At 70.6% G+C, this 13,478-nt stretch carries 15 protein-coding genes; 3 read left to right on the forward strand and 12 right to left on the reverse strand.

What is annotated here, in order from left to right; translation table 11 throughout:
* The first annotated feature begins 33 nt into the window (after positions 1–33).
* A complete protein-coding gene (locus tag ACWF82_RS05080; protein ID WP_452498099.1) occupies positions 34–435 on the forward strand; it encodes a nuclear transport factor 2 family protein in 402 nt (133 codons plus the stop codon).
* 2 nt (positions 436–437) lie between these two features.
* On the opposite strand, the gene ACWF82_RS05085 is transcribed toward ACWF82_RS05080, so the two are convergent.
* Positions 438–1,019 carry a TetR/AcrR family transcriptional regulator gene (locus ACWF82_RS05085; RefSeq protein WP_452498100.1) on the reverse strand — a complete coding sequence of 194 codons (582 nt, stop codon included), beginning with the start codon at positions 1,017–1,019 and terminating at the stop codon, positions 438–440.
* A gap of 73 nt (positions 1,020–1,092) precedes the next feature.
* Here ACWF82_RS05085 and ACWF82_RS05090 point away from each other — a divergent pair, with 73 nt between their 5' ends.
* Positions 1,093–1,938: an SDR family oxidoreductase gene (locus ACWF82_RS05090; RefSeq protein WP_452498102.1), complete on the forward strand. Its 846-nt coding sequence runs from the start codon at positions 1,093–1,095 to the stop codon at positions 1,936–1,938.
* Positions 1,939–2,059: 121 nt separating this feature from the next.
* Here the strand turns inward: ACWF82_RS05090 and ACWF82_RS05095 are convergent, their stop codons facing one another.
* The 9 genes from ACWF82_RS05095 to ACWF82_RS05135 all read right to left on the reverse strand — a co-directional run bounded on the left by ACWF82_RS05095 (position 2,060) and on the right by ACWF82_RS05135 (position 11,300).
* Positions 2,060–2,770 (reverse strand): maleylpyruvate isomerase family mycothiol-dependent enzyme, encoded by a 711-nt coding sequence (locus tag ACWF82_RS05095; RefSeq protein ID WP_452498104.1) that lies wholly within the window; start codon positions 2,768–2,770, stop codon positions 2,060–2,062.
* 43 nt (positions 2,771–2,813) lie between these two features.
* Complete coding sequence (locus ACWF82_RS05100) at positions 2,814–3,629, reverse strand: acyl-CoA thioesterase domain-containing protein (RefSeq protein WP_452498106.1); 816 nt, start codon at positions 3,627–3,629, stop codon at positions 2,814–2,816.
* 226 nt (positions 3,630–3,855) lie between these two features.
* Positions 3,856–6,468 (reverse strand): primosomal protein N', encoded by a 2,613-nt coding sequence (locus ACWF82_RS05105; RefSeq protein ID WP_452498108.1) that lies wholly within the window; start codon positions 6,466–6,468, stop codon positions 3,856–3,858.
* 14 nt (positions 6,469–6,482) lie between these two features.
* Complete coding sequence (gene metK, locus ACWF82_RS05110) at positions 6,483–7,694, reverse strand: methionine adenosyltransferase (RefSeq protein WP_452498110.1); 1,212 nt, start codon at positions 7,692–7,694, stop codon at positions 6,483–6,485.
* A gap of 204 nt (positions 7,695–7,898) precedes the next feature.
* Entirely contained in the window at positions 7,899–9,116 is a 1,218-nt protein-coding gene (coaBC, locus tag ACWF82_RS05115; protein WP_452498112.1) for a bifunctional phosphopantothenoylcysteine decarboxylase/phosphopantothenate--cysteine ligase CoaBC, read from the reverse strand.
* A 28-nt stretch (positions 9,117–9,144) separates the two neighbouring features.
* Entirely contained in the window at positions 9,145–9,465 is a 321-nt protein-coding gene (gene rpoZ / locus ACWF82_RS05120) for a DNA-directed RNA polymerase subunit omega (protein ID WP_378847075.1), read from the reverse strand.
* The gene (gene gmk, locus ACWF82_RS05125; protein WP_452498113.1) at positions 9,452–10,036 is read right to left on the reverse strand and encodes a guanylate kinase; all 585 of its coding nucleotides are present in this window, start codon (positions 10,034–10,036) and stop codon (positions 9,452–9,454) included. Before gmk ends, rpoZ begins: the two co-directional genes overlap by 14 nt.
* A 5-nt stretch (positions 10,037–10,041) precedes the next feature.
* Positions 10,042–10,362, reverse strand: coding sequence for an integration host factor, actinobacterial type (gene mihF / locus ACWF82_RS05130; protein WP_030203531.1), 321 nt, complete (start codon positions 10,360–10,362; stop codon positions 10,042–10,044).
* A gap of 347 nt (positions 10,363–10,709) precedes the next feature.
* Entirely contained in the window at positions 10,710–11,300 is a 591-nt protein-coding gene (locus tag ACWF82_RS05135) for a TetR/AcrR family transcriptional regulator (RefSeq protein ID WP_452498115.1), read from the reverse strand.
* A gap of 30 nt (positions 11,301–11,330) precedes the next feature.
* On the opposite strand from ACWF82_RS05135, the gene ACWF82_RS05140 reads away from it, so the two are divergent.
* Positions 11,331–11,678, forward strand: a complete 348-nt coding sequence (locus ACWF82_RS05140) for a DUF6463 family protein (protein WP_452498117.1) — start codon at positions 11,331–11,333, stop codon at positions 11,676–11,678.
* 9 nt (positions 11,679–11,687) lie between these two features.
* On the opposite strand, the gene ACWF82_RS05145 is transcribed toward ACWF82_RS05140, so the two are convergent.
* A complete protein-coding gene (locus ACWF82_RS05145) occupies positions 11,688–12,353 on the reverse strand; it encodes a response regulator transcription factor (protein ID WP_452498119.1) in 666 nt (221 codons plus the stop codon).
* Positions 12,344–13,468, reverse strand: a complete 1,125-nt coding sequence (locus tag ACWF82_RS05150; protein WP_452498121.1) for a sensor histidine kinase — start codon at positions 13,466–13,468, stop codon at positions 12,344–12,346. The genes ACWF82_RS05145 and ACWF82_RS05150 overlap by 10 nt, the downstream gene beginning before the upstream one ends.
* Between the last annotated feature and the right edge of the window lie 10 nt (positions 13,469–13,478).

The raw sequence follows: 13,478 nt of genomic DNA on the forward strand, positions 1-13,478 counted from the left end.
GTCCGGCCGCCGCGCACGGCCGACACTTCCGGTATGACTATTTCGACCCTCACCCCACAGCCGACCGAATCCACGGTCGCCGATCTGTTTCTCGCCGCGCTGACCCGGCGCGACTTCGCCGCGATGGCCGCCTGCCTCGGCCCCGAGGTCCGCCTGCGCGGCCTCATCCCACCCGGCCCGTTCGACGCGATCGGCCCAGGTCCGGCCGTCGACCGGTTCCGCGGCTGGTTCGGTGGGCCCGACGATTTCACCGTGCTCGACGCCGGTAGTGACCGCGTCGGCGGCAAGCCCGCCCTGCACTGGCTGGTCCGGATGCGGCCCGTCCACGCTCCCGGCGCCGCCCGGGTCGCCGAGCAGCGACTCTTCCTCACCATCGAACAGGACCGGATCACCACCATCGATCTGCTGTGCTCCGGCTGGCAGCCTGCCGGGTGAGGTCAGCTCCGGCCTGCCAGCTCGTCGATCCAGCGCTCCAGCCGCGCGCCCTCGGTCACCATCAGCTCGGGGTCCCGGAAAGTGTTGGTGAGCAAGGAGATTCCCTGATAGGCCGCGACGAAGGCGACGGCGAGCTCGGCGGCGTCGGGCCGGCCGAGCTCGGCGAACTGAGCCTTCGCCCAGTCGATCAGCAGGCTCATCAGCCGCGCCGGTTCGCCGCCGAAGGCGTCGTCGCGCTTGTCGAGTTCGGCGGCCAGCGAGCCGGTCGGACAGCCGAAGCGCACGGCCAGCTCACGCTGGTCCACCCAGCTCGCGACCATCGCCTTCAACCGCTCGGCGGGGCCGGGCAGCGGCTCGATTCCCGCGATGACCTCGCCGAGTACCGCGGCGTGGGTGTCGATCACGGCCTGGACGAACTGGTCCTTGGTCTTGAAGTAGTAGTAGACGTTGCCGACCGGCACATCGGCGGCACCGGCAATGTCGGCGATGGTCGTCTTCTCGATCCCCTGCTCGTAGAAAACCCGCGCGGCCGCGTGGACGAGCCGTTCCCGCTTGCCCGCCTTGGGCGCCACTGAGTCAGTCATGCAACTAACTATAGACAGCCCGGTCAGTCCTTGCTACGTTGAGTTAGTCAGTCAACTAACTCAAGGAGTTCTCATGATCGTCGTCACCGGAGCCACCGGCAACATCGGCCGTCAGCTGGTCGGGCTGCTCGCCGACGCGGGCGAATCGGTTCGCGCGGTCTCTCGGGGCAGCAAGCCCGTCGACCTGCCCGCGGGTGTCGAACACGCCGTTGCCGATCTGGGCGACCTCGACAGCCTCTCCCCCGCCCTGCGCGGCGCGGATGCGCTGTTCCTGCTGATCACCGGCGAGCAGCTCATGACCGGGCCAGAACCCGCCCAGGTCGTGAAGGCTGTTTCCGCCGCCGGGGTCCGCCGGGTGGTGTTCGTGTCCTCGCAGGGCGCGGTGACCCGTCCCGCCTCCGCCGGGTACGCGCGGACGATCGCCTTCGAGCAGGCGCTGGCGGAGTCCGATCTCGAGTGGACCGCGCTGCGGCCTGGTGCGTTCTTCTCCAACACCTACGCCTGGATCGAGCCGGTGCGCACCACGCGCACCGTCGCCGCGCCGTTCGGCGATATCGGCCTGCCCGCGGTCGATCCGGGTGATATCGCCGCGGTCGCGGCGGTCGCCCTGCGCGAGGACGGGCACGCTGGTCGCGCCTACACGCTGACCGGCCCGGCAGTGGTGACCCCGCGTGAACAGGCCGCCGCCATCGCGGCAGCCGTCGAAGTGCCGATCGCCTTCGTCGAGCTCACCCCGGCGCAGGCCAAGGAGAACATGCTGCGATTCATGCCCGAGGCGGTCGCCGACCACACCTTGACCATCCTCGGGGCGCCCACCCCGGAGGAACAGCAGGTCAGTGGGGATATCGAGCGGGTGCTGAGCCGTCCGGCCACCGCCTACGCGGAATGGGCGCACCGCCATCGTGCGCTGTACGCCTGAGTCCTGCGATCGGGATCGAATCACCCGGCGGCGGAGGTCGGTGTCGCTCGTGCACGGCGCCGCCACCGAGCTCACGCGCCGCCGGAGGGCGGGCCCGCAGCGTGGGCACACCGGGCTCGGCTCACGTCTCGTCGGCGGGACCAGCGCTCAGGCGGGTACGCAGGGTGGGCAGGCCGGGCCCGGTCAGCTCGTCGGCGTAGGCGACGCGGCCCGCCATGATCATGACCAGCGCGATCGTCGGACCGCTGACCAGCGGACCGGCGCCTGTCGCGAAGGGCCCGTCGGCGGCTTCCAGGCGCAGGCCGGCGATGGTGGTCTTGCTGGGCACGGTGAAATCGCGGCTCGCGTAGAAGTCGGCGACCGCGGTGGCGGCCTCCGTCGAGGGAATGGTGGACAGCCCGAGTGGTCTGCGGATGTCCTGCCCATGGACGACAACCTCGCCGAGCCAGGCCGCGGTGTGCCCGGACGCCGCGGTCGTGCTGGTGCCGATCGCCCGGAACAGCGCGAGGGTCTCGGCGGGTGTGGCCCCACGATGTTCGGCCAGGCGCCGGGCATTGTGCAGGTCGAAGTCGAAGCGGGCGCCGAGGACGCTCCTCAGCCACCGCAGCCTGCCGATACTCGCCGCCGCGGTGAGGTGGGCGACGACCTCCTCGACCACCCAGTCCCCGCACAGTGACGGCCGCGCCCACTGCTCGTCGTCCAAGGCGGCGAGGTCAGCTGCGAGGGCCGCCCGTTCGGCGTGCGCCATCGCCCACAGTTCGTCGCGGGTTGGGGTTGTCGGCACGGGGACCTCCAGGGCGCGGTTCTGGGACGCGCGAACGCGCGCCGTCATCAGTGCAGACGATGCCGACCGCGCGAATTCATCGGCCCCGGTGTCAGCCCTCGGCGGTCGCGGTCACCGGTTCGCCGCGGTGGGCGGGCAACGACCGGCGCCGGTCGTTGGCCACGGCGGTGATCACGCAGGTGCCGAGCGGTCCTTCGCGGTCGTACATGGTCGCGGTGCTCACCGCGACCCCGGCGTTCCCGACGTGGTCGAGGGCTTGCATCCCGAGTTCCGGGCCGACCGGCAGGCGGGACAGGGTCAGCGTCATGTCGGCGTTGATGTAGCCGACGCCCCGCGAACCCCAGTGGCAGACGAGGTTGGTGAGGTCACCGGTGGCGGCGGCGCGCTGGAACGGAGTGAACGGCTCCCCGGCCACCAGCGAGGGCAGGTTCTGCCAGGTGACCTTGCGCTCGGCGTCGCGAGCGGCACCGATGTCGGTGATCCAGTCGGCGTCACCGGACTTGAACAGCGGTGCGGCGCCCTCCGGATCGTCACGGCGTTCCGCGGGGGCCGGCAACGTCCGTGGCGGCTGCCAGACGGTTCCCGGCGGGTCGTCGGTGGCGGCCAGGAAGGTCACGGTCGCCCTGGCCCGCGTCTGGTCCTGCTGGACGAGCCAGGAGTCGACGACCTTGATGCGGTTGCCTGCCCGCACCACCGCGCTGTGCAGTGTGATCGGCTCGCGGGCGACCTGCTGGAACAGATCGACCGAGATCCTCGCCGGCACGAATCCCGTTCCCGGACTGTGCTTCTCGGCCTCCAGCGCGAGCAGTCCACACACCGCGACGCCGTGCAATTGGTTCGGCGACCAGCGGCTCACCGCCAGATCGCCCGGCACGTACATCCCGTCGTGCGTCGTGAAGAACTCCACCACGATCCTCTCTGCTCACCCGAGGTCATGGTAGGGCAGGGCCCGCGGCGGCCGAATCCGGCGGGCGCTCGCGGCCCAGGTCCGCCCGGTCACCGCGCCCCCGACCCGAGCGCACACCGGCAGCCGATGTCGACCGGGCCGACAGGGCACGCGGCCCGCGAATCCGACGGGGCGCTCGTCGCCCGAGCCGCCCAGTCACCGCGCCCGCGACTCGAGCGCACGCCGGTCAGCCGATGTCGACCGGGTCGACCTGTACTCGTAGGGGGGCGTCGGATCGATGGGAGCTGCGGACCGCCTGGGCAGCGGTCAGGGCGCGAGCCAACGGCGCGCCCGCGGAGCGGCCGACTCGCAGCAGCATGCGTTCGACCTCCGCCGGGGAGTCACTGCCGGAGAACGGTTTCCGTGCCGTCGGGGGCAGCGGGACCGGACCGAGCACCTCGGTGCCGTCGGGCAGCGCCGCCGCGTCGAGGAACTCGGCGATCGAGGCGGACGTGCCGTCGATGGCGGCCAGCCGCACGGCGGGTGGGAAGCCGACCTCGGCGCGCGCGTCGAGTTCGGCGGCGGCGTGGTGGACCGGATCCCAGCGGACCAGGGCTTGGACGGTGGGCAACGCGGGCTCGGCCATCACGATGACCTGTCCGCGCGGCCGGACCAGGGCGGCGGCTCCCATCCAGCGGCGCAGTGTGTCCTCGCTCGCCCGCAGGTCGGCCCGGCCGAGCAGGGCCCAGCCGTCGAGCAGCAGCGCGACCCCGTAGCCGCCACGCACCAGCGGCTCCGCACCGACCGTGGCGACCACCACCTGCGCGCCCGGTTCGACGGTGTCGAGGACTTCCCCGCCACCGGAACCCCGGATCGGCACGCCAGGGAACGCCCGGCCGAGTTCTTCGGCGGTGCGCGCCGCACCGATCACCATCGCCCGCAAGGCGCGCGCCCCGCAGGCCTGACAGCGGAAGGCGGCCTCGGTGATACCGCACCACTTGCACTGCGGGCTCGCGGCCTGGCCGTCGGCGGACTGCGGCAGCGACAGCGGCCCGTTGCAGTGCCTGCAGCGGGCAGGCGTCCGGCATTTCGCGCAGGCCAGCGAGGGGACGTATCCGCGCCGTGGCACCTGGACCAGCACCGCGGCGTTCTCCTTGATCGCCGCGCGCGCCGCCGCGAAGGCGACACCGGGCATCCGGACCGCCCGCGCCAGCGCGTCACGTTCCAGGGCGAAGTCGGTGTCGCCAGGCGCGCTGATCCGCGGCATCACCTCACGCAGCACCTGACGCTCGGCGAGAAGATCACGGGCCCACCCGGATTCGACCACCGCCTGGATCTCGGCGGTCCGGGCGAAACCGGCGGCGACGAAGGCCGCGCCCGTCTCGTGAGCACGCAGCATCGCCACTTCGCGCGCATGCGGATACGGGGCACGCGGCTCGGCGTAGGTGTCGTCGCCGTCGTCCCAGATCGCGATCAGCCCGAGGTCGCGCGCGGGCGCGAAGACGGCGGCGCGGGTGCCGACCACGATGCGCGCCTGCCCGCGCAGCACCGCCAGCCACCGCCGGTAGCGCGCCGCAGGCCCGAGTCCTGCCGCCAGCCCGACCGCCGAATCCCCCACCAGCCGAACACATTCGGCCAGCAGCCGATCGAGGTCGCGCTGATCCGGCACCATCAGCACCGCACTGCGCCCACCGGCCACCACCGTCGCGGCGAGTTCGGCCAGGCGCGCCGCCCAGTCCTCCCCCGGCAGCGCCTGCCAGGCGGCGCGTGCCGCCCTACGCTGCCGCAGCGCGCCGACGAACGCCTCGCCGTGCACATAGCGACCCCACGCCGACGTGTCGACGCTCGGTTCCGTTACCGCGCTGGATGTTTCACTGTCCGAACCGGACGTCGCCCGCCGCTGCTCCGTCCCCGCCCGCGCTCCAGGCTCGGCCCGCGGTTCGTCGTTCGGCCTTTGATAGTGAGCCGACGATTCTCGCGCTGCCGCCGACTGCGCTGCCGCCGATTGCGATGACAACCGTTCGTCGGGCACGGCGTCGACGGCTGCGTCTCCGGACCGCTGCGGCTCCACCGCGGACCGCTCGGTCGCCGGGGGCTGACCGCGACCGAATACCAGCAGGTTCGGGGTCGCCGACGACGTCGACTCGGCTGCGTCAGCAGTGCCAGGCGCGTGGGCCGCGCCTGCTGCGTCGGCCGCGTCGGTCGTGTCAGGCGCGTGGGCCGTGCCTGCTGCATCAGCTGCGTCAGCTGCGTCGGTCCCGTCAGCCGCGTCGGTCCCGTCAGCCGCGTCGGTCCCGTCAGCCGCGTCGATCGCGTCGGTCGCGTCAGGCGCGTGGGCCGCGCCTGCTGCACCTGCTGCGTCGGTCGCGTCGGTCGCATCTGCCGCGTCGGCCGTGTCAGGCGCGTGGGCCGTGCCTGCCGCGTCAGCCGCGTCAGCCGCGTGCGCATCGGACACCGATTCCGTTGCGGCAGTGGGCTTCTTGGTTGCCCCCGCTTCCGTGCGGGCATGGCGGGGTGGGATGGCCAGGCGCAGGACGTCGGCGCGGGTGCCCGCGTAACGGGCGGCGACGGTGGTGGCCAGGCGCAGGATTTCCGGGGTGAGGACGCGTTCCGGGGAGACGACGCGCTCGAGCTTGACCATCTTGCCCGTGTGATCGCTGCGCGGGAGACGCTCGAGCAAGTAGCCGTCGACCAGGCGGCCCGCGAAACGGACGCGGACCCGCACACCGGGCTGAGCGACTTCGTCCAGTTCCGGTGGCACCAGGTAGTCGAAATCGCGGTCAAGGTGCGCAGGCGACAGCAGCGGGAGCACCCGAGCGATCGGGTGTCCCGCTGCTGTCGTTGTATCGTCCGCTGCCACGCGGGCGGTGAGTCTTACAGGCCGACGGCCGCGCGCAGCTTGTCGGCGCGATCCGTGTGCTCCCAGGGCAGGTCGACATCGGTGCGGCCGAAGTGACCGTAGGCCGCGGTCGGCGCGTAGATCGGGCGCAGCAGGTCCAGGTCGCGGATGATCGCGCCCGGACGCAGGTCGAAGACCTCCGAGATGGCGGCCGAGATGCGGATCGGATCCACCTTCTCGGTGCCGAAGGTCTCGACGAACAGGCCGACCGGGGCCGCCTTGCCGATCGCGTACGCGACCTGCACCTCGACCCGTTCCGCCAGCCCGGCGGCCACGACGTTCTTGGCGACCCAGCGCATGGCGTAGGCGGCCGAGCGGTCCACCTTCGACGGATCCTTGCCGGAGAACGCGCCGCCACCGTGGCGGGCCATGCCGCCGTAGGTGTCGACGATGATCTTGCGGCCGGTCAGGCCCGCGTCGCCCATCGGGCCGCCGAGCACGAACTTACCGGTCGGGTTGACCAGCAGCCGGATGTCGGAGGTGTCCAGGCTGGGCAGCTCCAGGTCGCCGACGACGGCGTCGAGGACCTTCGCGCGGATATCGGGCGCGAGCAGGTTGTCCAGGTCGATATCGGCCGCGTGCTGGGTGGAGATGACGACCGTGTCGAGGCGGACCGGGCGGTCACCGTCGTATTCGATGGTGACCTGGGTCTTGCCGTCGGGACGCAGGTACGGCAGCACGCCGGACTTGCGGACCTCGGTGAGCTTGCGCGAGAGCCGGTGCGCGAGCGCGATCGGCAGCGGCATCAGCTCGGGGGTGTCGGTGGTGGCGTAGCCGAACATCAGGCCCTGGTCACCGGCGCCCTGGCGCTCGATCGCGTCGTCGGAACCGCCGACGCGCGCCTCGTGCGAGGTGTCGACACCCTGCGCGATATCGGGCGACTGGGCGCCGATCGCGATGTTGACACCGCAGGAGTTGCCGTCGAATCCCTTTGCGGAGGAGTCGTATCCGATCTCGAGGACCTTCTCCCGGACGATCCGCGGGATGTCGGCGTAGGCCGAGGTGGTGACCTCGCCCGCCACATGGACCTGACCTGTGGTCACCAGGGTTTCCACCGCGACCCGGCTGCTCGGGTCCTCCGCGAGCAACGCATCGAGGATGGAATCGCTGATCGCGTCACAGATCTTGTCCGGGTGACCTTCGGTCACAGACTCACTGGTGAATAGCCGACTACCTGTCGTACGCACAGTTATTCCCTCTCCCTCAACGGGTACTCGTTCCTTATCAAGACTATTCCAAACCACCGACGAGGTGGCGCAGTGCACACAGACTGCCCCGGACTGTTCACCGAACCGGCGAAGCCGCCCACCGACCGCGCCCGTGCGCAGTACACTGCGCGACGATCATTGCAGCGCAACAGATCTCGCGAAGCAGGAGGACGTACCCCCCGGTCAGCGCAGCAGCGGGACGAGCGCGTCGAGCACCCGGCTGGCCAGCAGCGCCTTCGAACCGTGATCCAGGGCCTGTTCGGTGCCGTCGGCGCCGAGCAACCAGCCGTCGTTGGTGTCGACCTCGAACGCCTTGCCCTCGCCGACCGCGTTGACCACGAGCAGGTCGCAGCCCTTACGGGCCAGTTTGGCGCGGGCGTGGGTGAGCACGTCACCGTTGTCGTCCCCGGTCTCGGCGGCGAAGCCGACGATCGCGGTGCCTGCGAGCCTGCCGTCGGTGCGGGCGTCGACCAAGCCGGCGAGGATGTCCTCGTTCTTGGTCAGCGGGATCACGTCGGGCTCGTCAGCGCCCTTCTTGATCTTCGCCGCGGCGACATGGGTCGGCCGGAAATCGGCCACCGCTGCCGCCATGATCACCGCATCGGCGCCGAGCGCGTGCTTGTCGACCGCGGTCTTGAGCTGGTCGGCGGTGGTGATGTGGACCAGGTCGACGGCGGCGGGAGGCGCGAGTTCGATGGTGTTGCCCGCGATCAGCGTCACCTGGGCGCCGCGCTGGGCGGCGACCCTGGCCAGGGCGTAGCCCTGCTTGCCCGAGCTGCGGTTGCCGAGGAAACGCACGGGATCGAGCGGTTCCCTGGTGCCACCGGCGGTGATCACCACGCGGCGACCGGTCAGGTCGCGGGGCAGCGCGTCGGGGCGTTCGAGCAGCAGCGAGGCCAGTCCGAAGATCTCCTCCGGCTCGGGCAGCCTGCCCGGACCGGTGTCGGTGCCGGTGAGCCGGCCCGACGCGGGTTCCATGACATTGGCGCCGTGCGCTCGCAGCGTCGCGACATTGGCCACCGTCGCCGGATGCTCCCACATCTCGGTGTGCATCGCGGGCGCGAACAGCACCGGACATCGAGCCGTCAGCAACGTGGCGGTGAGCAGATCGTCGGCGCGCCCCTGTGCGGCGCGCGCCATCAGATCCGCGGTGGCGGGGGCGATGACGACCAGCTCGGCCTCCTGGCCGATCCGGACATGCGGCACCTCGGGCACGTCGGCGAACACACCGGTGTGCACCGGCTGGCCGGACAGCGCCTCGAAGGTCGCCTTACCGACGAACTGCAGGGCCGACTCGGTGGGAATCACCCGCACCTGATGGCCGGTCTCGGTGAACCGGCGAACGAGGGCACACGCCTTGTAGGCGGCGATGCCCCCGCCGACCCCGACGACGATCCGCATGGTCTCTACGCCTCCGGAAAAGAGATAGTCACTCGCCCTCGGTGTGCTCGAGCAGGTCGGAGTGGATTTCGCGCATGGCGACCGACAGCGGCTTCTCCTGCAGGCCGGGCTCGACCAGCGGGCCGACGTACTCGAGGATGCCGTCGCCGAGCTGGTTGTAGTAATCGTTGATCTGACGCGCGCGCTTGGCCGCGTAGATCACCAGGGCGTACTTGGACGAAGTGCGCTCGAGCAGCTCGTCGATCGGCGGGTTGGTGAGGCCGATCGGGGTGTCGTACGCGGGCGCGGCTGCGGTGTCCGTACTCACTAGGGGAGGCTCCTGCGGGGTTAGTGGGTCAAGAACTCGAATTTGTGCTAACGAATAACGATACCAACTGCTCGCAGGCGGTCGTCACCTCGGCGTTCACGATCACCGTGTCGAACTCGTCACAGGCCGCCAATTCGACCCGGGCGGTCTCGAGCCTGCGCTCGATCACCTCGGGCGTCTCGGTGCCGCGCGAACGCAGCCGCGAGACCAGTTCCTCCCAGCTCGGCGGGGCGAGAAACACCAGCAGTGCCTCGGGCATCGCCCGGCGGACCGATCGGGCGCCCTCGAGATCGACTTCGAGCAGGACGTGATGTCCGGCCGCCAGCGCTTCCCGCACCGGAGCCGCGGGGGTGCCCGATCGCTGCAACCCCCCGTGAATGTCTGCCCATTCGAGCAGTTCGTCCGCCTCGATCATGGCGTCGAACTCGGCTCGTGAAACGAAACGGTAGTCACGGCCGTCGACTTCCCCGGGCCGGGGGGCCCGGGTCGTCGCCGACACGCTGAAGACCAGTTCGGGCAGGCGTTCCCGCACGCACCGCACGACCGTGGACTTACCCACGGCCGAGGGGCCGACCAGTACAACCAGCCGACCCTTCCGCGTGTGTTCGACCACCTGTATCAGGAGTCGAAGTCGAAGCGAGCCAGCAGCGCCTTGCGCTGACGGTCGCCCAGGCCACGGAGACGCCGGGTAGGGGCGATCTCCAGCTCGGTCATGATCTCGGCAGCCTTGACCTTGCCCACCTTCGGCAGAGCCTCGAGCAGCGCAGAGACCTTCATCTTGCCGAGAATCTCATCGGATTCGGCGTCGGTGAGGACCTGCTTCAGGTTGGTACCGCCACGCTTCAGGCGCTCCTTGAGCTCCGCCCGAGCACGGCGAGCGGCAGCCGCCTTCTCCAAAGCAGCGGCGCGCTGCTCGTCAGTCAGCTGGGGAAGGGCCACGGTTCCTCCGTCTCATCGTTCATTGCTAGATCTACCGCCGGTTACCCGGACGGTCTGTGCGACCGTACCCACGACGCCCGCCGATTGCGAACCCGACCCCCAGGTCAGGGCAGGATTACGGATGCCGTATGGGGCGCGCGGGCCCGATGCGGTGACCACCGATTCCTCCGCACCGATCGTACCGCCGAAATCGAAAAATGCACCCCTACCAGCGGTTATACCGATATGGGCGATGTTAGCCATCAGGTAGCGCGCGGTGTGGTCATCGGCCTGGCAAACCCGGTGATGCCCGACCAGGGACTTTCCCGAAATTCCCCGCGTGTCGCTGGATTTCGTACCGCGTGTCGTCAAGATCGGGAACGGAACCGCTCCAGAACCGCGCCGGTGGCGGTCGCGGTCACCTCGTCGATCCAGCCGGGAATCGGTGCCGCGCGGGCGATGTAATCGCGCACCAGACCGTACGGAATCGCCTTCACCGCGGCCTCGGCCAGCGCCGTCGCGCGCTCGTCGGCGGTCCCGAATTCGGCGACGACGGCAGCGAGCAGGGCCGCGTTCATCGCGTCGTTCACGGTGGCGATCTGCGCCCGCAGATCCTCGGGCCCGACATCGAGCAGTTCGTCGCGATGGAACATCTTCATCGCCCTGGCCTCGGTCGGGTTGGCACGGCAGTAACGCGGCAGATAGGTGGCCGCGGCGAGCAGCGGTGACGGCCCGGCCAGCGCGGCCAGCAGGCCGACATGGAAGCGCCGGATCGAGCGCACCCACAGCCGGGCGAGCAGTTCGTCACGTGAGGCGAAGCGCACATAGATCGACCCCGTGTGCACGCCTGCGGCCTTGCCGATCGCGGTGATCGCGGGCCGGGTGATCGCCGGATCGACCAGCAGGTCGCGGGCCGCGTCGAGCACCTGATCGTCGGTGAAGAGACGGGGTCTTGCCACCGGCCCAGCCTAGTGGCACAGTTTATGAATATGAATTCAAAAACTAGATTTCCGCTGGCCGGGGCCGCTGTGGTGTTCATCGCGTCCGTGCACACGATCATGGGCGTCGCGCTGCTCGCGGCGAGCGATCAGGACACCGAGCTGTCGTTCTGGTTCACCACGTTCGGGGTGGTCGGGATCGGCCTCGGGGTGGCCATGATCGAACTGGAGCGAGCGCGCGGTTTCGTGCCGGGATCGGTGCTCGTCGCGCTCGGCGTGACGACGGTCGTCGGGTTGGCGTACATGCCGATGTCGGGGTTCGTCACGCTGCTGGTGCCGCTCGGCGTCGGCGCGCTGGGCTGGTGGCGGAGGCGAGCGCCCGTGCCGGCCGAGGCCTGACCGGGCCGATCACCCCGGCTCGGCGTCGGCAGCGCCCGCGCGCAGGTGCTGCAGTATCGCGAGAACGCGCCGGTTGTGCGCCTCACCCGCGGGGAGATCGAGCTTGGTGAAGATCGCGTTGATGTGCTTCTCGACAGCGCTGCGCGTGACGAACAGCTGCTGACAGATCGCCGCGTTGCTCAGGCCCTGCGCCATGAGTTCGAGCACCGCGCGTTCGCGCGCGGTCAGCCGGTGCAGCGGCGAATCGGCGCGGTTGTGCAGCAGCAGCTGCCGCACCACCTCCGGATCGAAGGCGGTGCCGCCCGCGCCGACCCGCTCGACCGCGTCGAGGAACGCGCCGATCGCGGCGACCCGATCCTTGAGCAGGTAGCCGATGCCGCCGGTGCCGGTCAGGAATTCGGCCGCGTGCCTGCGTTCGACGTACTGCGAGAGCACCAGGACCGCGATCCCCGGCTGGTCCCGGCGGATCTCCAGCGCCGCCCTGATGCCTTCGTCGACGTGATCGGGCGGCATCCGGACATCGGCGATGACGAGGTCGGGCGGCCGGACCCGCACGGCGGCGAGCAGTTCGGTCGCCGTGCCGACGGAGTCCACGATCTCGTGTCCCTCTGCGGTCAGCAGCTGGGCCAGGCTCTCCCTCAGCAGCGCCGAGTCCTCGGCCAGGGTTATCCGCACGGAACCTCCACGGTGACGATGGTCGGACCGCCCGGCGGGCTGTCCACCCTCATCGTGCCGTCCAGCGCGGTGACGCGGGTGGCGATGCCGGCCAGGCCGTGGCCATCGGGGTTCGCGCCCCCGCGGCCGTCATCGCGCACCGACAGTCGCAGCAGCGGACCTTCGCGCTCGACACCGACCTCTATGGCGGTAGCGCCGGAATGTTTGATGGCGTTGGTGATCGCCTCGCTGGCGGTGAAGTAGCAGGCTGATTCGACCGGGCGGGGTGCGCGTTCGTCGAGGTCGACGGTCAGCCGGGTCGGTACCGGTGTTCGGTCGGCGAGCGCTTCGAGAGCAGCGCGGAGTCCGTCACGCGCGAGCATGGCCGGGTAGATCCGCCATGACACCTCCCGCAATTCGTCGAGGATGTGCCCGGTCTCGGCGATCGCCCGCCGTCGCAGCTCGCCGCGCCCGGCCTCGTCGGATGCCCTGTCCATCCGGCCGAGCAGGATCGACAGCGCGACCACCCGCTGCTGCACGCCGTCGTGCAGGTCCCGTTCGATGCGCCGGCGTTCGTCGTCGATCACCTCGATCACCTCGGCGCGCGTGGTGGTCAGCTGCGCCACCCGCTGCGCGAGTTCGTCCTGGCCGGGGCGGGTGCTCCGCCGCAGACACCAGGCCTCGGCTCGCACGATCCCGAGCAACCCCTGCACGGCGAGGAAGCACAGCACCGCTCCCGGCAGCGCCAGCACCATGACGCTCGCCCAGGTGACCTGCCCCGGTTCGGTCGCGTCGATGATCGGCACGGCGGCACCGGTGGCCGCGCCGTAGACCACGGCCACCGCGACCACGACCCCCAGCCCGGACAACGCGAGGACCAGCGCGCCGAGCGTCCCGACGAGCGCGCGGGCCGCCAGATAGCCCGCGGCCCGCGGCCCCCTCGGCACGCCGTTCGAGCGCACGCCGAGGAGCCGGGTGAGCCGCCGGTGCTCCATCGAGGCGATCCGGTCGGTCAGGGCCGGCGAGATCGGCGCGGCGAGTACGCCGAGCAGGTCGAGCGGCACGGTGACCACGCCGAGCAGATACCCCCCGATCACCGCGGCGGTACGCGACGATCGCGCAGCGGACGAGCTCATCATCCAATCC

It is taken from the genome of Nocardia sp. NPDC055053 (assembly GCF_053608285.1).